At 40.1% G+C, this 20,217-nt stretch carries 21 protein-coding genes; 3 read left to right on the plus strand and 18 right to left on the minus strand.

Annotation, left to right across the window (positions count from 1 at the left end):
• Nucleotides 1-76 precede the first annotated feature (76 nt).
• The 8 genes from ligD to K319_RS0112500 all read right to left on the minus strand — a co-directional run bounded on the left by ligD (nt 77) and on the right by K319_RS0112500 (nt 10,429).
• Nucleotides 77-1,939 carry a DNA ligase D gene (gene ligD, locus K319_RS0112460; protein ID WP_027383900.1) on the minus strand — a complete coding sequence of 621 codons (1,863 nt, stop codon included), beginning with the start codon at nt 1,937-1,939 and terminating at the stop codon, nt 77-79.
• A gap of 65 nt (nt 1,940-2,004) precedes the next feature.
• Complete coding sequence (locus tag K319_RS0112465) at nt 2,005-2,616, minus strand: DNA polymerase ligase N-terminal domain-containing protein (RefSeq protein ID WP_027383901.1); 612 nt, start codon at nt 2,614-2,616, stop codon at nt 2,005-2,007.
• A 19-nt stretch (nt 2,617-2,635) separates the two neighbouring features.
• Nucleotides 2,636-3,415, minus strand: a complete 780-nt coding sequence (gene ku, locus K319_RS0112470; protein ID WP_027383902.1) for a non-homologous end joining protein Ku — start codon at nt 3,413-3,415, stop codon at nt 2,636-2,638.
• A gap of 234 nt (nt 3,416-3,649) precedes the next feature.
• Nucleotides 3,650-4,543 carry a helix-turn-helix domain-containing protein gene (locus K319_RS0112480; protein ID WP_235696106.1) on the minus strand — a complete coding sequence of 298 codons (894 nt, stop codon included), beginning with the start codon at nt 4,541-4,543 and terminating at the stop codon, nt 3,650-3,652.
• A gap of 91 nt (nt 4,544-4,634) precedes the next feature.
• Nucleotides 4,635-5,468, minus strand: a complete 834-nt coding sequence (locus K319_RS0112485; protein WP_027383904.1) for an SDR family oxidoreductase — start codon at nt 5,466-5,468, stop codon at nt 4,635-4,637.
• Nucleotides 5,469-5,835: 367 nt separating this feature from the next.
• A complete protein-coding gene (locus K319_RS20375; protein ID WP_051230655.1) occupies nt 5,836-6,819 on the minus strand; it encodes an alpha/beta hydrolase family protein in 984 nt (327 codons plus the stop codon).
• Between the two features lie 170 nt (nt 6,820-6,989).
• A complete protein-coding gene (locus K319_RS0112495) occupies nt 6,990-9,320 on the minus strand; it encodes a TonB-dependent receptor family protein (RefSeq protein WP_169712669.1) in 2,331 nt (776 codons plus the stop codon).
• A gap of 335 nt (nt 9,321-9,655) precedes the next feature.
• Entirely contained in the window at nt 9,656-10,429 is a 774-nt protein-coding gene (locus K319_RS0112500) for an SDR family oxidoreductase (RefSeq protein ID WP_034671731.1), read from the minus strand.
• Between the two features lie 118 nt (nt 10,430-10,547).
• On the opposite strand from K319_RS0112500, the gene K319_RS0112505 reads away from it, so the two are divergent.
• Nucleotides 10,548-10,874: a winged helix-turn-helix transcriptional regulator gene (locus K319_RS0112505; protein ID WP_027383907.1), complete on the plus strand. Its 327-nt coding sequence runs from the start codon at nt 10,548-10,550 to the stop codon at nt 10,872-10,874.
• Between the two features lie 73 nt (nt 10,875-10,947).
• Here K319_RS0112505 and K319_RS0112510 read toward each other — a convergent pair whose 3' ends face one another.
• The 3 genes from K319_RS0112510 to K319_RS0112525 all read right to left on the minus strand — a co-directional run bounded on the left by K319_RS0112510 (nt 10,948) and on the right by K319_RS0112525 (nt 14,181).
• Nucleotides 10,948-11,406, minus strand: coding sequence for a PA2169 family four-helix-bundle protein (locus K319_RS0112510; RefSeq protein ID WP_034671732.1), 459 nt, complete (start codon nt 11,404-11,406; stop codon nt 10,948-10,950).
• Nucleotides 11,407-12,587: 1,181 nt separating this feature from the next.
• The gene (locus K319_RS0112520) at nt 12,588-13,037 is read right to left on the minus strand and encodes a nuclear transport factor 2 family protein (RefSeq protein WP_027383910.1); all 450 of its coding nucleotides are present in this window, start codon (nt 13,035-13,037) and stop codon (nt 12,588-12,590) included.
• Between the two features lie 94 nt (nt 13,038-13,131).
• The gene (locus K319_RS0112525) at nt 13,132-14,181 is read right to left on the minus strand and encodes an NADP-dependent oxidoreductase (protein ID WP_213083434.1); all 1,050 of its coding nucleotides are present in this window, start codon (nt 14,179-14,181) and stop codon (nt 13,132-13,134) included.
• Between the two features lie 130 nt (nt 14,182-14,311).
• Between K319_RS0112525 and K319_RS0112530 the strand changes: the two genes are divergently transcribed.
• Both K319_RS0112530 and K319_RS21535 read left to right on the plus strand, forming a co-directional pair.
• Entirely contained in the window at nt 14,312-14,668 is a 357-nt protein-coding gene (locus tag K319_RS0112530; RefSeq protein ID WP_027383912.1) for a winged helix-turn-helix transcriptional regulator, read from the plus strand.
• A gap of 153 nt (nt 14,669-14,821) precedes the next feature.
• Entirely contained in the window at nt 14,822-14,962 is a 141-nt protein-coding gene (locus tag K319_RS21535; RefSeq protein ID WP_213083435.1) for a hypothetical protein, read from the plus strand.
• A 793-nt stretch (nt 14,963-15,755) separates the two neighbouring features.
• Here K319_RS21535 and K319_RS0112540 read toward each other — a convergent pair.
• The 7 genes from K319_RS0112540 to K319_RS0112585 form a co-directional block, all read right to left on the minus strand.
• Nucleotides 15,756-16,022 carry a hypothetical protein gene (locus tag K319_RS0112540; protein ID WP_027383913.1) on the minus strand — a complete coding sequence of 89 codons (267 nt, stop codon included), beginning with the start codon at nt 16,020-16,022 and terminating at the stop codon, nt 15,756-15,758.
• Between the two features lie 33 nt (nt 16,023-16,055).
• Nucleotides 16,056-16,265 carry a hypothetical protein gene (locus tag K319_RS20380; RefSeq protein WP_156907098.1) on the minus strand — a complete coding sequence of 70 codons (210 nt, stop codon included), beginning with the start codon at nt 16,263-16,265 and terminating at the stop codon, nt 16,056-16,058.
• 11 nt (nt 16,266-16,276) lie between these two features.
• On the minus strand, nt 16,277-16,519 hold the full coding sequence (locus K319_RS21650) for a hypothetical protein (RefSeq protein WP_027383914.1): 243 nt from the start codon (nt 16,517-16,519) through the stop codon (nt 16,277-16,279).
• Between the two features lie 73 nt (nt 16,520-16,592).
• Nucleotides 16,593-16,763, minus strand: coding sequence for a hypothetical protein (locus K319_RS21540; protein WP_156907099.1), 171 nt, complete (start codon nt 16,761-16,763; stop codon nt 16,593-16,595).
• 169 nt (nt 16,764-16,932) lie between these two features.
• Nucleotides 16,933-18,042 (minus strand): acyltransferase family protein, encoded by a 1,110-nt coding sequence (locus K319_RS21350; protein ID WP_084403444.1) that lies wholly within the window; start codon nt 18,040-18,042, stop codon nt 16,933-16,935.
• A gap of 524 nt (nt 18,043-18,566) precedes the next feature.
• Complete coding sequence (locus K319_RS20385; protein ID WP_051230662.1) at nt 18,567-19,214, minus strand: DNA-binding domain-containing protein; 648 nt, start codon at nt 19,212-19,214, stop codon at nt 18,567-18,569.
• 456 nt (nt 19,215-19,670) lie between these two features.
• Nucleotides 19,671-20,204: a hypothetical protein gene (locus K319_RS0112585; protein ID WP_027383918.1), complete on the minus strand. Its 534-nt coding sequence runs from the start codon at nt 20,202-20,204 to the stop codon at nt 19,671-19,673.
• Nucleotides 20,205-20,217: the final 13 nt, after the last annotated feature.

Raw genomic sequence — 20,217 nt, forward strand, 5'->3', positions numbered from 1 at the left:
TAATCAACGAGAAGAAGTTGGTTTTAAAAAACGCCCAGGAATAAACAGCACAACTAAAGATCGTGATCTGATATAATTATTCTTCTAACTTTCTAATTGCTTTCAACATATCAATTCCCTTTCCTAAAATGGGTTTAAAAATATCGCCCTTTTCTTTCAGTCGGTCTAATGAATTATGAATATTGAAATCCGTGGGTCTGAGTCCATTTTTAACTTCTTCCCACTCCAAGGGCATTGAGACAGGTGCTCCATTTTTCGGACGAAGGCTGTAAACACTTGCTAAGGTCTGTCCTCTTCTATTTTGAAGATAATCCAGGTAAATCTTATTCTTATCTCTTTTTTGAAGGCTTCTTTCCAAGGTCGTCAGATCTGGTAATCTTTGCTGGACCATCTGCATCAAAAGATGTCCAAAATCCTTGACCTGCTCGTATGAATATTTTGCATTCATCGGAATATAAACGTGGATCCCGGAACTGCCCGACGTTTTAGGATAACCATCAACTCCTGCCAGGTCCAGAACTTCTTTCACAGCCTGAGCGGTTTCTATTACATCTTCAAAAGAATTTTTGTCTGACGGGTCAAGGTCAAGAACGAGATAATCCGGATTGTCTGCTTTTTTGACTCTGCTGGTCCAGATATTCAATTCGATACAGCCGAGATTATTAAGATAGGCCAACGTTTCTTTATCATTGCAAATAATGTAATTGATATATTTGTCAGAACTTTCCGAAAAGACCTTTTGCGTTTCTATCCAGTCCGGCGTTTCTTCTGCGGCATCTTTTTGGAAAAAACTTAAACCTTTGATACCGTTAGGATAACGGTTCATAGATTGTGGACGGTCTCTCAGATGTGGCAAAATATATTTTGAAATGCTTTGATAGAAATCGATCACATCTCCTTTTGTAATGTCATCTTCCGGAAAATAGATCTTGTTCTGGTTGGTCAGCTTCAGTTCCTGCTTTCCTATTTTCTTTATCAAATCATCTTTTCCAGTTCTTTTTTTGGGGTCCGCTTTTTTCATAATTTCTTTTTTTGCCAGGTTCTTAGAATTAAATTCTACATTCTGAGGCTTGATATCATCCCTTAGTCTAAGAAATATCGGATGCCTGTAAATAAAGTCTTTTGTCAGCTCCGTGAATTTGATCTCAGCAACCAGTTGCGGTTTTATCCAGGTAGCTTTGGTATTGGTTTTAGGTGTGATCTTAAATACCGGTTTTTCTGTGATCAGGGGTTGCATCTTATCATAAATCTCGGAAAGTGATCGATCATTAAAACCACCGCCCGTGTGACCGCAAAATACCATTTCACCATTAAGATATTTTCCAAGGATCAATGCTCCGAATTTTTTCCTCGAGCCTTTTGGAGCAGTGAATCCACAAATGATCGCTTCATCACTTTTATGGATCTTGATTTTCAGCCATTCTGAACTTCTGATATTCTCTTTGTATGTACTGTCTGTCTTCTTGGCAACGATCCCTTCCAGTCCCATGTCTTTCGCAGCCTGGAAAAATTCTTCGCCATGTTCTAAAATGTGGTCACTGTATTTGATGATCTCATTTTCTACTAGAGCCTCTTTCAACAATTCTTTTCGTTGCAGATAAGACAGATTCTCCGTTGAATGTCCATTCAGCCACAACAGATCAAAAACTTGAAAAATCAATGCAAGATCCGGGTTATCGCCAATTCTTTGGAGCCATTGGAAGTTAGGTCTTCTTTTATTATCATAAGCTACAATCTCGCCATCAAGAATCATCGGGTGTTCCTGTAACTTAAGTGAATTCGTTATTTTTTTGAATTTCTGAGAAAAATCGATACCATTTCTGGAATATAATCGGATCTCATCTTTGCTTAAATCAGCGATCGCTCGGTAGCCATCCCATTTGATCTCAAACGCCCAATCCTTGTCATCAAATTCTTTATCAGCGACTTTACAAAGCATTGGCTTTATAAATTCTGATAGCTTTTTTTCGCGGGAAAGTGCCGGCGCATAGTTTTTATAATGCTTCAGGCTTTCGGCGGAAGTATTTTTTTTTTACCTTCTTTCTCTTCGAGATAAGCGGTCACTTTGGAAGTTTTTAAAGTATGATCCTCAGCATTGTAATCTTTATCAACAGCAAATCTATCCTTATGTTTGATAAGCAGCCATGCATTTTCATCTTTAGAATTTTTTATTTTTACCAATGCGAATTCGCCTTTCAGTTTTTTTCCGTGAAGAGTGAATTTCAGTGACTGCTTATGAAGTTCCGCACGCATTACAAGATCGTCACTTTTACCTTCTATTTTTTCGATTGGCTCATAAGTTCCCTCATCCCAGATCTCAACTTCACCAGCACCATAATTACCTTTTGGAATCGAACCTTCAAATGTCCTGTAAGAATACGGGTGGTCTTCCACCATCATTGCCAAACGTTTGTCAGAAGGATTTAGCGAAGGGCCTTTTGGAACTGCCCAGCTTTTCAGAACACCTTCCATCTCAAGACGAAAGTCATAATGAAGTCTCGAAGCAGCATGTCTTTGAATCACGAATCTCAGTTTCTTCCCGCTCGCTTTTTCTTTGCCTTCCGGTTCAGATGTCTCTTTGAAATTCCGTTTCTTATTATAATCTTCTAAAGCCATTTCTTAAATTTTTCAAGTACTATCCTGCTTTTTTCTTGCCTTTTTCCAGACTGGCCTTCAGCATTGCCATCAAATCGGTTGCTTTACCTTCCGGTTCTTTGACCTCCGCCAGTTTTATTTTTTTACCTTTTGCTTTTTGTTTGATAATTTTCAAAAGGTCTGCATTGTAAGTATCTTTATATTTCGTAGGTTCAAAAGTTGTTGCCAAAGATTTGATCAGCTGCTCTGCCATTTTCAATTCAGCAGGTTTTGGCGCACTGCCTGATGGGATCTTCAAATCCTCAAAATCCCGCATTTCCTCAGGATAACGCATTCTGTTGACCATTAATATCTTGTCTTCATAAGGACGAATCAGACAGAGAACCTCTCGTTCCCTCAAAACAAATGAACCAATGCCGGCCATTTTAGTTTTGGTCAAGGCCTTTAATAATAATTTGTAAGCACTTTCTCCATTCTTCTGAGGTTCCAAAAAATAAGGCGTTTCAAAAAATGCCGGGTCAATTTCAGTTTCCTTTACAAATTGAGAAATACTCAGAACTTTAGATTTCTCGGGACTTGCGGCTTCAAAATCCTCATCATTCAGAACGATGTATTTATCTTCGATTTTGTAACCTTTTACGATATTTTCCCAAACCACCTCTTTACCTGTTTTTTCATTGACACGCTTGAATCTGATATTGCTCAAATCCTTGCTGTCCAGCATATCCAGATCAAGGGTGCTTGAATCCGTTGCCGAATATAGTTTGATGGGAATATTGACTAATCCGAATCCTATCGCTCCGTTCCAAATTGCTCGCATATTAATGATTTTTAATTTAATAGAAGTGAGGTAAACATATTCACTTGTGCAATAAGTATTCCATCATTTTCTCTTAGTACATCATTTGTACGTTCTATGTCAGACCAAACCTGCTTTTTCCATTGGTTCATTTATAGCAAAAATCCACAGCATTACCAGAAGCCAAAAAATCAAAGGGGTAAATTATTCTGAAAATACTTTTACATCAGTTTCTATAAGTCGATATTCAAAGATCTACTTCATTTCCCGAAACTGGACCGGGGTAATTTGCATATTTTTCTTGAAGAAATTATTAAAGTGCGTAGCTTCTTTAAAACCTAATGAATAGGCGATTTCCGAAACATTCCATTCGGTATGTCTGAGTAAAATTTTTGCCTCTTGTAATAGGCGCCCGGCAATAATCTCTGAAGTTGTTTTTTCTGTAACCCCTCTCACAGCTCTGTTAAGATGATTGACATGAAGGGAAAGCTGATGGGCGAATTCCGATGGCGACCGAAAGTGTATCCGCTGCCCCGCATCTTCAATCGGAAACTGACGCTCTAAAAGTTCCAGGAACAGATGGGTGATCCTTTGAGAAGCGTTAGCTTGTTGCTTTTCAGCTTTTGAAGCCGGTTTCATTTTAAGTGTATAATGCAGTAGATCAAACACAAGGTTTCTCAGCAGGTCATATTTGTGTACATAATCGGAAACAATTTCAGCCTGCATTTTACTGAAGATCTGCGTCACATCTTCCAGCTGTTCATCCGTCAGCTCAAAAACCGGTATTACATTAGGTTTAAAAACTTCATAGTCGTTCAGGTTCCCGAAATGATAAAAAAATGCAGGCGTAAACACACAGAAAAATCCGGATTTATGGTTGTCAATCCACTCAAATTTGTAAGGGATCTGTGGATTGGTGAAAAATAATGCCTGCTTTTGGATATCAATGACCTTATCAGCATAGTGAATCCTGTTTCTCCCGATAATCAGTGTGATCTTGAAATAATCTTTCCGGCTATAGACAACCGGTTTCTCCTGTCCACCTGCGTATTCATCTATCGTAAAAATATTGAAATGTCCTACCCCATTTCGAATATTTTCGGGAACATGGTTAAATTTTGACCGATAAAATTCTTCAAGTGACTGCATTTTTTCCATTTGATAAATGTACGAAGATCAAACAAAAAGTGTTGTCCGTTTCTAATGACAACACTGTTAATTTTCACTTGGGGGTCTTCACTTAAAAGTCAGTAGAAAAAGAAAGGTTCTTATTGTTTTCCAATTCTTCTGAAAGCAAATTGATCTTTTCCGTTGCACGATTATAGGCATCGCTTCCGACATACAGACAAACAGGCGGGTCCGGATCATCTGCAAGATCGATAAAAACCTTAGCAAGTTTTTCGGGATCGCCGATCTGTGTTCCGTTCATAGCCGCATACTTCGCATGTGAAGCTCTGATCGCATTATACCCGTCTATTTTCTTTTCTCCAAAAACAAGGGAACTGTCTTCCAGAAACTCAGTTCTGAAGGCTCCCGGCGCCACTACTGTAACTTTTACACCGAACTCCTTCACATCTTCTGCCATGACCTCGGAAAGTCCCGTTACCGCATATTTTGTTGCAGCATACATGGCCCAACCGATTCCCGGGGCAAATCCCGCAATCGAAGAAATGTTGATGATGTTTCCTGATCTTTGTTGTCTGAAGTAAGGCATCACGGACTGCATGGTTTTGATGACAGCCAATACGTTGATATCAAAACTGTCCTTGATTTCTTTCTGATTCAATTCTTCCACTGCTCCACCAATTCCATAGCCTGCATTGTTTACCAAAATGTCGATTTTTCCGAAGTTAGCAACCGTTTTCCCAATAGCCTCATTAATGGATACCTCACTCGTTAGATCCACTTCCAACGGTAAAAACTGCCCGTCAAAATGTCCGACAGCATCAATTAAACTCTGAGATTTTCTACTAGTTGCAGCTACCTTATATCCTTTTTCGATAAGTTTTTTCACTAACGCAAGTCCCAATCCTTTGGATGCCCCCGTTACGAACCATACTTTATTCGTATCCATACCCTAATTTTATTTACAGTACAAAATTAGAACGATAATCGGCATCACTTCTAACAAAATAGAAACAATAGATTACAAAAATCAAATAATAATTATATCGAGCCTGTATTATTGTTCCGTTTCTCGAAAGAATATTTGATCATATGATCAATATATTTTTTCATTCTGTTAATTTAAATATTGACAATAATCTATTTATTGCAAAAAGATATATTTTGTAATATAGATCACCTTTTTAAGATATGTTGATGGAATGTTCAGTCAAACACCATTATTTTTTTATACTACGCCAGTTGGCAAATGATACCTTTAAATCGTTTCTTCTGTGGTAAACCTGTTTCTTTAAGTAGTCAATATATGTAGAGTCTTATAAGCTTCTGTTTAGAAAATTTAATATTATTCCTCCAACTTCCTGATGTACTTGTGTCCTGTCAACATCAGGTGGGTCCTTAAAAAAAATGGCTTCATCTGGGTTATATTCTTTTACTTTCGGTAGAAAAATGTAATGACCAATATTCCTTTTAAGCACTTTGATCTGTGATGTGGGAATAAAACGATGATATTTTAGAGCATTACTTTTTATTGGGGCAATTGTATCGCCTTCAGCTCCAATGATAAGGACCGGTGCTTCTACGTTAAACTGGTCTTTGGTGGAAAATCCTAAACCTAAGGCCGGTGAAAGCGCAACAAACGCCTTTATCCTATGATCTTTTAGATTCTCTGATATCTGTTTACAGTCGATCTTATCAATGAGCTGAGTTAGGTCTCCCATTTCTGGGACATTCAGTTCCTGTTTTCCCTGTTTGCTTTTGGCTGTTTTTTTGATCAGAGAGCAATCTAATTTGGCCCCTGCCAAGGCCAGTGATGTATATCCACCAAGTGAAAAGCCCACCACTGCCAATCTGTTATGATCTATTATGTCCGAGAAATTCGAATCTTCCAGGAGCCGATCTATCACAAACGAAATATCCAATGGCCGTTCCCAATATCTCACAAAATATTCAGGGATCCTGTTATCTGTCGTATTCCCAAAATGATCGACCGATGCTACTATAAACCCTTCTTCTGCAAGTATATTTGCCAGCCAGATTAAACTGAACCTGTTACCTCCAGTGCCGTGGGACAATAGAGCCAACGGGTGTTTTCGGACGACAGTTTTAGAAATGTCAAATGTCTCTTTACTATTTTCATGAACAAGATTCTCTGGATACCAGATCTCTGTAAGGAGCAAACGATTCCCTCTGGAAGTATCAATGTATCTTTTAGAAATTTGGTTGATATTCTTGACCTGTGCAGGTAAACATAAATAAGTTGAAAGAAGTAATAGTATTGTATAACAGATTTTTCTCATATTGTAGTTATTAATTATATCATACTGACAACTTAAAAGCCATTTTTATTACTTCTGAAACAAACAAATTCTCCAAGATGTTACTTAATCAATTGAAGATGAGATAAGAACGATAACAGGATCAATACCCTTTCTTACCTCATCCAAAACATTTATCCCAAAAATTACAGTTAATTGGCCCTAGATTTTTCATCAAACGTCACCTGCCGTCCTCCTGTTTTGACTTTGCGGTTTCCAAAGTTATAGGTCAGTGAAACAGACAGGTTTCTGCCATCATAATAGTTATCAAAATAATGGGTAGAATCCACATAGTAGATCTCACCATGACTTCTGGCCTGCCTGAAAATATCGGAGACATAGACATTCATCAGAAGATTCTTGTTCATTAGACTTAATTTTAATCCTGTCGTAAAGTTACCGACAAAGTAGGAATAGGTATTGCCTATACTGGAAGGCAGGCGAAGCCAGTAGTTCATTAGGAATTGAACGCTTTTATCTTTGGTCAGAGAGAAATTGTTCCTGATATCAAAACTGGTACTGTTTCCTTTTCTGGAGGCGGCATCAGTGGCAAATACCTGTGTTTTCATATAAGAAAGATCTGCGGAATAGTTAGCTTCCCAAAAGTTAAAGAAGGTATCGGAATAATTCAAGGAGATGCCTGTACTGTTTTTGTTGAAGAAGTTATAAAAATTACTGGTCTTGTTCTCACCATCCAGGATAACCAGTTGCGCAAAGGCATTCAGCTCCCTCTGGAAGTAGGTGGAAACAGAAAACTTACCTTTATACAGATATGACAATTCAAAATTATGATTGACGGATGGATTGAGGGCAGGATTTCCGGAGTAGTAGGAATTGATGTTCGTGTACCAGCGGAATGGATTGAGCGCCCGGAAACCTGGTCTGTTAATCCGTTTGGAATAATTGAGATTGAACGTATTATTGTCATTGGCCTTGTAGGTCAGGTAGGCCGTCGGAAAAAATTTGCCATAGGAATTCTCTGAGCTTTGTCCAGATGAAACAGAGTTTCCTCTGATGGTGGAATACTCATACCTAAGCCCGGCTTTTACGGTCCATTTTTCGCCAAGCTGTTTTTCCATTCCTATATATGTGGCATAATTTTTTTCGTTGTAATTGAAAAGATCACTTTTTTGAGGGTCGGTCACATACTCCTGACCGATAAGGTTTTGATATTGCAGATCCGAATTGTTATCGAAATTAGTAAATTTGATCCCTGCCTCTGTCTTGGCAAATTCAAACGGCAGTGTGAGGTCGGCCTGACCGGAATAGATCTTGTAATCTAGTTCAGATGGGGTTCTCACGACATAGGAATTAGCGGAATTATCTTTGGTGGTAAAATCGATATTGCTGCCCGGTGTGTTGGAGAAATAGTTACCAGTTACGCTAAGCTTATTGCTCCGCTTTCCGAACTTGACATCATAATAGGCACTTGCCGTGGTCTGCTTATTGTCATTGCGATGTTCCGCATAGGTCAACAAGGTATTCGTGTAGTTTTGACCCTGAAAATAATCCGAGGTGTTTGTAATATCCATTCCCGACCTTCCTGATCCGTAATCAAATACAAATCCAACACTGGAATTGCTATTGATCTCATAATCCGAGCTGAAGTTAAGGCCTGTGCCTTTCCAAAAATCCCTCCTGTCGTCAGAACTATGCAGGCCGTCCGAACCGATGATCCTGTAATTTTCATAGGAATGTTTCTGGCTGTCATATTGTCTCAGCTTTAATGAAGACCTTAGCTTTTCATTCTGGTAGTTCACTGTGGCTGAATTCGAGTTCCCTGTATAAGTGGTCTGAAACAGACCGGTGGTAAGACTGCCGTTCCAGCCCAGGTTTTGATTTTTCTTCAGAACGATATTGATGAGACCGCTGTTTCCCTGTGCTTCATATTTGGCTGGCGGCGCTGTAATGACCTCTATCTTTTCAATATTTTCCGAGCGAAGGCTTTTGAGATAATTGATCAATTCAGATCCGGAAAGGTTCAGCATCCGCTCATTGACCATCACTGAAACACCGCTTTTTCCGACCATCGTTATCCCTGCATTCTCATCTACCTTGACCTGTGGTGTGGCGTCCAATGCCTGTATACCGTCCATCCCTTGCGAGGCCTCGGAGTTGGACAGATTGAAGATCAAACGGTCTGCCTTTCTCTCGATCAGCTTTTTCCTGGCCGTCACCGTTACGCCTTCAATTTGCTTTTCGTCTTCATTGGTGATCAAAAGGTCATGATCTATATTACCGTCGACCTTTATTTCCGCCTGATAGAGCGTCTTTCCTTCATATATGCATTCCATGGTATAGATTCCGTTTTCAGCCAGTTTCAAGTTAAAATGGCCCTTCTCATCTGAAATCGTTGATTGTTTGTATTGATTCTTTCTGGCAATAATCTCTGCGTAAGAGATCGTATTTTTTGATCTTTTGACCGTTCCGTTGATACTCTGTGATAGAGCAAATAAGGGCATCAGCAGTAAAACTGACGACATTGTTTTAAGCATGGTTGTCATTTTAGTGGTTGTTCTATAATGACAATCCTAAGCCGTCTTTTATTACATTGCAATAGTGTTTACTTACAACATATAGCAAAAAATGATACAGATATCTTAATTTTCCCAATGAAACAGCTTAATCAGTTGGTACAACGATATAGGATATATTGAAGGAGTTCAAATATCTCTTTTTTAAAAGCTAAATATTTATGGTTCTAACCTTCATCCGCTGTCGTTTTTTCGCAAAAAAGCATCGATTTAACCGGATGGTCAAATCAATGCTTCGATAGGCTGAGATCATAAATGGCTTTATCGCCAAATACCTTTATTGATCAAACAGTTGGTGATGCCCCACCATCTACAGAGATATTAGCCCCTGTGATATATTGGCCTTCTGATGAAGCAAGAAAAGCCACCATATTGGCAATCTCCTCGGGCTCCGCCATCCTCCCTATAGGCACGCCAACTTTATCGACTATACTTTGGAAGGATTCCTCAAAAGTTGTTCCTGACCGCTGAGCAATATTTTCAATGAAATCATTCATTAGCGGCGTTCTCACGACACCCGGAGAAACCGTATTCACCCTGATGCCCTTAGGTCCAACTTCATTCGCCAATGCTTTGCTATAAGCATTCAATGCAGCCTTAGCCGATGAATATGACATGGTCATTTCCCAGATGGGCTGTTTGGCCGCTCCTGTGGATATATTGATGATAACGCCCTCTTTCTGTTCTAGCATAGCAGGCAATAGTGCTTTGTTCATACGAACTACTGACATGAAATTGAGTTCCCAGTCTTTGGACCAGTCCTCATCTTTCAATGTATTAAATCCTCCGCCCGGACTTAAATTAGCTCCGGCATTATTTACGACAATATCTATCTTACCGTACTTTTCCAATACCTCTTTTGCAATTCTCCCTGCACTGTCTGCCCGGGTTAGATCTGCAGCTATAAAATGATGGTTGCTAGAAGCATCCTCTGATTTGCTACGTGCTGTGATCACAACGGTCACTCCGTTTGCGCTCAATTTATCAGCAATAGATTTACCTATTCCTTTTGTTCCTCCTGTCACCAAGGCCATTTTTCCTTTTAAAGAATCATACATAATGGATCATATTTAAAAATTAAGTTGCAAATCTATCCCCATTACTTTATTTTTGCAAGTAGTTACACGATTGTACACTATCTACATTCCTGTAACTTTTATTGACAATCAAATAGTTATGAACAAAGAAAATATTGAAAAATCGGAAAATAAATGTGAACTCCAAAAAATTCTGGATATTATTGGGGGAAAATGGTCGATGTCTATTATTTATGCTCTTATTTCTGATAAAAAACGCTTTAAAGAGCTGGAAAGGATGATCCCGGGAATAAGCACGAGAATGCTGGTGAAGGAATTGAAGAATATGGAAGAAAACGGCATTGTTACCCGTACAGCTTTTGCGACCGTCCCACCAACCGTTGAATACAATTTGACACCTAAAGGAAGGAAATTGGAACCTATTATTAATGAACTTTATAAATGGGGGTTAGAATATATCAATTAGTTACAAAATTCTGTTGTTTGATCAAAAAAACCTTCTTTTGCAAGAAGGTTTTTCTTTGGTCAAATAAATGTAATTAAGCTTTTGCCTTATCTCGTAAAGCTTTAATTTTATCGTGAGAAGTTTTTAAACTTTGCTTTTGTTCGCGAAGCAAAACCTTGGTTTCTTCCATAACGCTTTCATCCTCGATAGCAGTTTTGTAGGCTTTTTGGGCCGCATCTTCACCTGCTTCACAATTACTTAGCACGGAAGCCCTATCATTGACTGCCAATGCAGATCTGACATCCATCCAAACTCTGTAGATCTTTCCGGCAGTAGTCGTACCTTCTTCTGTAGAGCCACCATATTCGTGCACTTTTTGCTGCAGTTCATTTTTATATTCCTGGCTTTCCGTGACCATACTGCTGAAAACCGTTTTCAGATCAAAATGTTCATCATCCCGTAATTCATCGATTGCCTTTTTATAGCCTTCAATTCTGTCATTGTTGATCTTGATGAGGTCATTCAATGCCTCGATACATGCATCGTGATTCATAACTTTTATTTTTTATATTAATAAATTTGTTTGGAATCCATTAATTACAAACACCGTTCCGAACTGTCAAATTTTTCAATTTGAATTTTTTAAAAGGTATAAACGATAAAAGTGTTGACGTCCTTTCCAAAATGCGGTCAGACCCTCAATTTTCTTAGCTGGAAATCGAATCTTAAAACTTAAATCGTAAAGAAATAATTTTGGTCATCGTATTTTTATTAATGAGAATAGCTATCAAAAAAAGCATGTAATCCATTAATCTGATTGGGCAATAGCTTAGAATCTGCCATAATCACATCAAATAGATAATGAGAAAAATTACAACCTCCATCCAATTAAATAAACATAGCTCTCTCAAATTTATGCTGATAAGCATTCAAGGAAGTAAACTTGTGATCTCTTACTGCATAAGTAATTTCAACTGAGAAAAAATGAAATTCATAAGTTATGAAGATGAGGTCATGGCTCTCTCTCCTATTAACAATAATACCATAACTCTCAGCTATTTTATACTGCTCGTTTGTCGACAGATTTTTAAAATCAAAAAAGGAAATGTCCAGACTCATAGTTATATATTTTAATTTTAAGCAAAAAACAAATTCTTTACCAAAAATGAATGATATCTGTGACTTCTGTATAAATTTAATGTTAAACCTTGATATTGCTGATTTTAAATTATTTTTCGTCGATGTTTTCAAAAAATTTTGAGGGTTGACTTCGAAATATTCATTGGGAATTATTTAACTTTTCTCCCTGCTGAGTGGCAAATTTCTTCGGCTTCATTCCGATATATTGCTCAAAGCCCCATGAAAAATAACTCAGATTGGTAAATCCCACCTGATAACCTATCTCAGATACCACGATCCGATTTTTGCTAAGCAGCCGGACTGCTACTACATACAGGCTCCTTGATAGTATTCGAATATGTCACTTCCGAAAATCCGTTTGAATATCTTTCTTAGCTTGGGGTTCGATCATTTCTACTTCCTTCGCTAAGGCTGCAAAGGAGGATAGCCAAGATTAGACTGCAGAAGTATAATCGAGAAGAGCAAAAAATTAGAACCAATCATTAATAAATAGTAGAAATTGAGAGTCGAATATCAAATCGTCTGGAATTAATCAAGACTCATTATACTATTCTTAATTAATTACCCGATCTGAAATCTAATTACGAATGGCCGTCATAATTCGGAAGAGTGAGTTTCGTATTTTTCTTGCCACAAAAAATCTCCTATACGCTTGTCAATAAGCCATTGATAGCCCTTACGAACATAGTGATCATTGTAAACAACTCCTATTGTATTCCTAATCTTCTTATCTTTTTCATTACTGACCATTGTGATCAGACAATAACAGGTGCCTGTGGCCTCATCTCCTTCGATAGTAAATAGGGATTGTCCGTTAAAATGGTAAACAGTATCCACATCTTTAAGAAATTCTGCGAAAGCGTTAGCCATAATGTCGCGTCCTTTCAATTCCATAATAACTTTACCCTCAGCTCTTGTTTCTGATAGGGCATTCTCTGTAAAAAACTGTACTTGTTTGTTGAAATTTTTTTGATCTCCCAAAATGGATACTTGGTCTATAAGTTCTTTGAGCTGTATTTTGTCTTCTGTCAATGTTTTTTTCATTACGTTCTTGTTAAAGTATAATTAAAGGCTTCCTTTAACTCAGAAAGTCTTGGTGACCTGTATTGCTATTATGTATTTATGACCACATTTAGAATTACTCGTCTACAGTTAAGACTATTTTTCCTTGTATATGTCCTAAAGCTGCTCTCTCATGAGACTGACGGGCTTCAGCAAGCGGAAACCTGCTGTCGATCACAACACGGATAATTCCCTGATCAAGTAAGGCTGCAAGTTCTGAAAGCTGCTTGCCATTGGAACGTACCTGAGTTGCCGAAACACTGACTCCTAACCTTTCTGCTTCATCATGATCTGAAAATCCCAAAGGGAAGATCGGAAATAATGATCCGCCTGGCTTCAATATCTTTAAGAATCTTCCTGTTTTAGGGCCTCCTACCGCATCAATCACCAGATCGATATCTTTTAAAATTTCGTCAGCATTTGTTTTGGTATAATCAATAAATTCATCGGCACCCAGCTCTCTTACTAATTCTTCCTGTCTCCCGGAAGCTACGGCAATCACTCTGGCGCCTTTCCATTTAGCGATCTGTACTGCGAAATGACCTACTCCACCCCCAGCTCCATTGATCAGTACGGTCTTACCTTCAAGAGGAACCGGTATGTGTTTATTCGGTTGAAGGGGATTCTGCTCATCGTGACCTACCTCAATCATAAACTGCCAGGCAGTAAGAAGCGACATCGGAGCACCGGCTGCATGGATATGATCGATGCCCGCAGGTTTTAGGGCAAGTTCTGACACAGGCACGTTAACATATTCTGCATAAGCCTGACTTGGACCATAGCTTGGAAATCTCACCATAGAATATACTTCATCACCTACAGAAAATTCTTCCACATCATCGGCAACCGATTCAACAACTCCCGAAATATCTGTACCCAGAATAATGGGAAAAGGAACCTTTGGCTGCCATTCGGGAGGTAGCATTTTATATCCGTCCCGCAGATACCAGTCAGGTGGATTGAGGCCAATTGCCTTAACTTTTACCCGTACCTCTCCTTTGTTTAATTCTGGAATAGGAGCATCTTCATATATCAGTACTTCAGAACCTCCGAACTCATGCTGACGTATGGCTTTCATTATTTTATCTTTTCCAAAACTGATTTGGTTTTTATCTGATTGTTGCATCTTCAATTTTTTTAAAATGATGGTACAAAATTAATTTAATGGTATCTTTACCACAAGTATGTACTTTTTGGTAATCTATGAACTAAAAGGTATGTATTACTGAAAATCAATATATTAAATTTATAAAAAGATGAAAAATAAAATAGCTGCTGCTGAGATCAATCAGCAATGTGGTGTGGATTATGCCTTTAAACGGATTGGAGGAAAATATAAGGGAAGGATATTGTGGCACCTCAATTCCAAAGAAGTCTTACGTTATGGGGAACTGAGAAGGACATTGCCCGATATTACCACCAAAATGCTGACACAGACTTTAAGGGAACTGGAGGACGACCGGCTGATTACCAGAAAAGTGTACCACGAGGTACCACCAAAAGTAGAATATGCTTTAAGCGAAACTGGGATGGAACTGATCCCCTTCATCAAACATCTGCATCATTGGGGCAATAAGCAATTGGAGAAGGAAGTGATCTCCTGTGAAAAATGATATTTTTAAATCAAATTGTAAACGAAGAACATATTTCATAATCTTGCTTTACTGTGCCATTATTGAACCGTACAGGTAAATAAATTGAACCGTACAGGAAAGTCAGTTGGTTGATAAATGGAGACCTTTGTCCTGTTACATTAAATCAATCACATGTCAGAAATTACAAAAATTCAATTGGGTCAGAATGGACCTATGGTATCTAAGCTGGGTCTTGGGTGTATGCGAATGTCTTCGGTGTGGGGCGGGCCGACACCGGATGAAACGGAAAGTATTGCAAGCATCAAGATTTGAGGAGAAAAGAGAAGACGGAACCCGCGCTACTTTTCCAACTTTGTAGAAAATATACTGACCGTTGGGACAGGTTCCCAATGGCAGAAAAAAAGTATCTTTTAGCGAATATGACCGTATAAAAATGTTGTATCTATGTTATACCATAAAAAATAAGTCCTGCACTAACACCGTGCAGGACTTATTTTTTATGCGGAGAATGAGGGAAAACCACCTGCTCTTTAGATTTCTTTATTTGTTGACATGTTCTGAGATCAGGTTCAGCTACTCATCGAATTACTTACTTTAAAAATGTAGGTTTCTAATCCATTTTATTGGTCAAATTACTGATTTATATTGAATATTATGTTAGATGTAAATAAAATGATAATCTATTTAGTAGCATCTACTTAGCCACCTATGGAAATAGTGAAATCTCCGCCCTCGCAAAGCCTGTGAAACTTCTGTACGCAGTTAAATCACTAGATCTGGAACACCTGTTATGATTCTCAATCATTTGCGATATGTTTTTTGTATAAAATAAACGAGAACAAGGTTATTCTTACTCGCTTTTATAACTTAAATTTCAATCAGTATTGAAGATCAATCCATTAAAATCTTAAAATTTAATATAACTATATTTGAAACATTACCATTTTTGCCTGTTACAACATTGTCTCCAGCTTATCAACATGGATGTTCTTAAAAATTGTATAGCATGGTTGTAATATGTTTTTTCTCTGGTGAGATCAATGGAATTAAGCATCCGATGACTGAAGTCCGAAAATAGATTTTGACCTGTCAAAACCATCATGGATCAACCAATGTTGACATTGATGAGAACTGGACCTCCCCCGGCCTCCTGTACCTCCAGAATAGAGCTCAGAAAAGACTGCATAGAGGTATGATCAAAGGAGCCGTCCTTCTTGATCCGTTGAATGATATTTCCCAGGTCATGGTACCTCCCTCTCGATTCCGGAGACAGGGCATCAAACCATGTCTCAACAGATGCATAGAGCTCATCCATGCTCACTTCTCCGGTAAGTATTTCCATAAGGTCGTAATCTTTAGATGATTTGTTCATAATTAAATATTTGATGATTGGTTTAACTGGAATTTAAAAAAGCCTTAATACAGTTCTGTAATTGACAGACGTGCAAACATCATCTTCAAAATGAAGGGTCAGAATGGTCCTGAAATAAAACCATCTCCTTTCCACTTCATACGACCACTCATCTGAAGGAAAAAAATTAAATTCAGCACCCAGGCGATCGAGAATTTCACTTTTTGACCTGCCAATGAGTTCCTGACCCTCTTTATGTCTCATCTTTAGAAGGATCATAAAATGCCAATAAAATAATCTGTGACAATATCATCCAGGAAATAGACAAACAGCTTTCGCCTGACCAGACCAAAACAGTATCTCTGCAAGATAAATATCGCTTGTTCCCGGTCACAGTATTCCGGGTTCCGGTCCAGGATGTCAATGACCTCTTCCAGGGTCTTTCCTATTATCATTTCTTCGATGTCCTCCAGTGTGTACTCTGACCCTGGGGTCGTAAATTTTCTAGTTATCATCATTCTGATATTTTAATAATTGATTTCTTAGTCCGATATAAACGTATCCGTCCAGGTGAACGCCGTCACCCGTATTTCAACCTTCCTCATCTGGTATCATGTCGGAAATGCCAACAAACTGGATATCTCCTTCTTTGGTATTCCACACACAGGCATTATTGCCTTTTAAGATCGTCCGTCCGTGGCAGGGTTGTCCGGTCAAGCAATTCAGGGCCACCACGATCTCTGCAGAACGTCGTCTCGTCATCATCATTGTCAGGACCACTATCGATCACAGATCGATCGTCAGGGAAGGAAGGCCTTTCCATTTTGTCCGGACCAGGATGCCCGGCCTGGTCTTCGTTATCATACAGATAGGTCAAAAGGTTCTTCAATAGGTTCATCTTTGTATCCATTTGTTTACTTTGATGGCAGAGCTACTCGAAAACAAGCTTCCTGACAGACCTGTACCTCCACCATTGCTTCTTCATCGTCGGCCTTTCCACAAGGATGAAGAAGATGCCGCCCAGCAGCAATGTGGCCAAGAAGGCATATGCCATCCTGATGAAGAGATCCACCAGGTAGCTGCCCCCTATCAGTTTCCGTGACAGAAGGTCTCCCGACACCAGGTAGATCACCTTCTGATGGAACATGTAGATGCTGTAGCACATCCCACCTATCGTGCAGACCAGCCTGTTCTCAAGCATCCTCACAAAGAGGAAGGTCCTGGACCCGTACACCAGCAGGAGGAACAACAGGACCACCGTGAAATAGGCCGTGGTGCTGAACCATAGCAACGTGAGGGCAGCAAAGCAGACCATATCGAAGAAGGGATGCCTATCCTTCCTATCCCCCATGTCCATGTACATGTCCAGGGCCAGGAAGCCTGTCAGGAAATAGTGGATATAACGGAAGATCGTCGGGAAACCAAATTCGACAGGCCTGTAGAATGTAAAGAACAACAGCAGGCAATACAGCACAGATTTTCTGGTATAGGTCTTCAGCCTGAACATCTGGCCAAGCAGTGGTGCGAGCAGATAGAACTGCACCTCGATCTCCAGGGTCCAAAGCACCGGGTTCAGCAAGGGCTTGGTCCCATATATCATCTCGTGGCAGTAGAACACCGAGGCCAACAGATGGGGAAGCGTCTCCGCAAAGCCCCTGGTCCCGAGGACAAAGACCGAAAGGAAGAACAGCAGGAGCAGCTGTACGATATAGGGCGGCTCCAGCCTGGTCAGTCTCCGGAAATAGTAGTCCCCCAGGTCAAAGTCCTTATCCCTGGTGACATAGGAGCTGTAAAAGGGCATCGCTATCAGGAAGCCGCTGATGGCAAAGAACAGGATGACCCCCATGACACCCCCCTCCAATCTGACGCCCAGGACGGGATCGCCGGGCATCGCCTTGTGGTGGTCATCGTAGTGGTCGATGAAGTGGAAGATGAAAACGCTCATCACCGCAAAGAAGCGAAGGCCGTCTATGTACAGCAGCTTCTCGCCCGAGGAGGTGACCCTTTGGAGCAGAGGTCCTATCTTGTTTGCTATTCTCATTATTTGTGTCTTGTTTGTAAAATGATGCAGCCTTCAGTCTCCAATAATTTTTTTATCATCATATTCAAAATGAAAAAAGAAAGACCGCATCGGTATCAATATCTATATCATCTAATTTTGTTTTCAAAATGATGCAGCCCTTCAGTCCCCAATAATTTTTTTATCATCATATTCAAAATGAAAAAGAAAGACCGCATCGGGTGTTTATAGTGACATTTGTGTGTGTGTGTTGATGCAGCTTTCGGTTTTCAATATCTTTTCTATCATCATATTCAAAATGGAAAAAAGAAAGACCGTATCGGTAGTATCAATAGATCCCTATTTTTATAGAGCTCAGGTTGGATAGGTAAGATATTTTCGAAAAACATTAAATATGAAACACTTTACTCATACCTGGGCATCTATATTCAGCCCCCCATTTCCGTACTGTCAACCTGGTGGAAGACGGGCGGTCAAGGCATCCGTGATCGGGCGGTCGATACTGTGGGGGACGGACGGTCAAGGCGGTGTTGACAGTGCGGTTATCACAATACCGTCAGCAACTTGTCCAAGGCGGCCGTTCTCGGGTCTTTCAGCAGCGCCCCTGCCGTGTGCTGTGTCACCACTTCCAGGCTGTAGCTCCCGGCTGGCAGTTCGGGGATCACCACCATCAGCTCGGACGGATTGTTGACCACAATATCGGACGGGTCCACCTGTATCCTGGATTGTTTAGAATCAATAAAGAACACACCTACCGAAGGATGGTCTCCCGCCAGCTTGATCTTGCTGCCGCTGACCTTCAGGTTTCTGCCCGGTGTCAGCAGGTCATTCACGGAGCCGCTTTTCATATCCGTCACCTGCAGGATGACGGCAGACGCCTCCGCCACTCCCAGGATGTCCACCTGGATGTTGGGCACCTCCGCCCTCAGCTTCTCACCCTGGTTGAACTGGAACAGCACACTGTGCTTGTCCTTGTTGAACGTCTCCGAAGGGCTGTCGAACACCCCCCGGATGGTGGTGCTGGCAGTGAAGTAGCCCGTGTTCACGGAATAGCCGTCGCACAGCTGGTACGCCATCTCGCTCAGGAACAGCTCCACGGCGTGGGCCATGGCCGATGCCGAAACATCGGCACCGCCCCGCTGGACCGCCGCCTGGCAGATATCCTGTACGGAGAGTGACCGCTCGCTGGCCAATCATTGTGATTATCTTTGGTTAAAACGTTATCATATAGATACGCTTTGATCTTGTGTAGGATTGTTGACATTGTTATTGGTTTTGAAATAGTTGTCATATAAACCTTGTTGAGGTTAGATTAATGCATTTTTGTTGCTATCAGATCATAAATTATATATTCTTTATCTAAAGACTGCAAGTTAATTAGCTGTTGATCAATGCTCATTTCTTAGCTAAAACATATCGTTTTGATAATGCTTAAGATGTCGGACATTTCTAGTTTTATTTATTAGTATGCTATTAACTTCCAATTTGAACTCTATGTATTACTGTAAATCTAATTGTGCAATACAAATACGCACTATAAATAAGGCCGAGTCTTTTAATGGTTGTCATTGCTAATAAATCCGGCCGTTCTCCTATAGAGGTAGGTTGGAAGGCAACGACCGAATCATTAAATAGTGTTTATTGCCAGGCTACAGCCCTGCCCAGAAGCTCCAAGCCTGCCCATTGAATACCGCCACCTGATGAGCCGCAGTATCATACACAATCATACCGGGTGCCGGATTGATGATGTTCAGGTGCGGACTTGCCACTTTGGGCAGGATCATCGCCTTATTTTTGTCTGATAGTACGAGCACACCATCTACATCCGGATCTATCGTCTGCCCTATCACTACCTTGGCAGAAGCAATCTCATCCTTAGTTTTCTGAAGTGAGGTATCCACAATACCAGTCGGAAGGTCGGGTGAGTCTACAATCAGTGTCTGCCAAACCCCTGCATTCAGTACCTTAACTTTACTATCGCTGGTATCAAAGATCACTGTCCCGTCCACACCATTTACAATATCGCTCTCCGAAGTTACCCAAGGCAATATCAGCCCTCTGTTTTCGGTATCGGCAAACTCCAGGGACACATCGCTGTTGGTGAGGGAATTCTTACCGATAGACACTTGTGAGTAGCCTACCACTGAAAGTGTTAGTCCTATTGAAGTTAATATTTGTTTCATTTTGATCATTTTA

Source organism: Epilithonimonas caeni DSM 17710 (assembly GCF_000426465.1).
GTDB lineage: Bacteria > Bacteroidota > Bacteroidia > Flavobacteriales > Weeksellaceae > Epilithonimonas > Epilithonimonas caeni.

What these genes read in the sequence shown, in the direction of transcription:
- ligD (WP_027383900.1), bottom strand. Translation starts at nt 1,939, where the DNA reads ATGCTTTGTAAAGTCGCTGATAAAGAATTTGATGACAAGGATTGGGCG.
- K319_RS0112465 (WP_027383901.1), bottom strand. Translation starts at nt 2,616, where the DNA reads ATGGCTTTAGAAGATTATAATAAGAAACGGAATTTCAAAGAGACATCT.
- ku (WP_027383902.1), bottom strand. Translation starts at nt 3,415, where the DNA reads ATGCGAGCAATTTGGAACGGAGCGATAGGATTCGGATTAGTCAATATT.
- K319_RS0112480 (WP_235696106.1), bottom strand. Translation starts at nt 4,543, where the DNA reads ATGCAGTCACTTGAAGAATTTTATCGGTCAAAATTTAACCATGTTCCC.
- K319_RS0112485 (WP_027383904.1), bottom strand. Translation starts at nt 5,468, where the DNA reads ATGGATACGAATAAAGTATGGTTCGTAACGGGGGCATCCAAAGGATTG.
- K319_RS20375 (WP_051230655.1), bottom strand. Translation starts at nt 6,819, where the DNA reads ATGAGAAAAATCTGTTATACAATACTATTACTTCTTTCAACTTATTTA.
- K319_RS0112495 (WP_169712669.1), bottom strand. Translation starts at nt 9,320, where the DNA reads ATGTCGTCAGTTTTACTGCTGATGCCCTTATTTGCTCTATCACAGAGT.
- K319_RS0112500 (WP_034671731.1), bottom strand. Translation starts at nt 10,429, where the DNA reads ATGTATGATTCTTTAAAAGGAAAAATGGCCTTGGTGACAGGAGGAACA.
- K319_RS0112505 (WP_027383907.1), top strand. Translation starts at nt 10,548, where the DNA reads ATGAACAAAGAAAATATTGAAAAATCGGAAAATAAATGTGAACTCCAA.
- K319_RS0112510 (WP_034671732.1), bottom strand. Translation starts at nt 11,406, where the DNA reads ATGAATCACGATGCATGTATCGAGGCATTGAATGACCTCATCAAGATC.
- K319_RS0112520 (WP_027383910.1), bottom strand. Translation starts at nt 13,037, where the DNA reads ATGAAAAAAACATTGACAGAAGACAAAATACAGCTCAAAGAACTTATA.
- K319_RS0112525 (WP_213083434.1), bottom strand. Translation starts at nt 14,181, where the DNA reads ATGCAACAATCAGATAAAAACCAAATCAGTTTTGGAAAAGATAAAATA.
- K319_RS0112530 (WP_027383912.1), top strand. Translation starts at nt 14,312, where the DNA reads ATGAAAAATAAAATAGCTGCTGCTGAGATCAATCAGCAATGTGGTGTG.
- K319_RS21535 (WP_213083435.1), top strand. Translation starts at nt 14,822, where the DNA reads ATGTCAGAAATTACAAAAATTCAATTGGGTCAGAATGGACCTATGGTA.
- K319_RS0112540 (WP_027383913.1), bottom strand. Translation starts at nt 16,022, where the DNA reads ATGAACAAATCATCTAAAGATTACGACCTTATGGAAATACTTACCGGA.
- K319_RS20380 (WP_156907098.1), bottom strand. Translation starts at nt 16,265, where the DNA reads ATGAGACATAAAGAGGGTCAGGAACTCATTGGCAGGTCAAAAAGTGAA.
- K319_RS21650 (WP_027383914.1), bottom strand. Translation starts at nt 16,519, where the DNA reads ATGATGATAACTAGAAAATTTACGACCCCAGGGTCAGAGTACACACTG.
- K319_RS21540 (WP_156907099.1), bottom strand. Translation starts at nt 16,763, where the DNA reads ATGACGAGACGACGTTCTGCAGAGATCGTGGTGGCCCTGAATTGCTTG.
- K319_RS21350 (WP_084403444.1), bottom strand. Translation starts at nt 18,042, where the DNA reads ATGAGAATAGCAAACAAGATAGGACCTCTGCTCCAAAGGGTCACCTCC.
- K319_RS0112585 (WP_027383918.1), bottom strand. Translation starts at nt 20,204, where the DNA reads ATGAAACAAATATTAACTTCAATAGGACTAACACTTTCAGTGGTAGGC.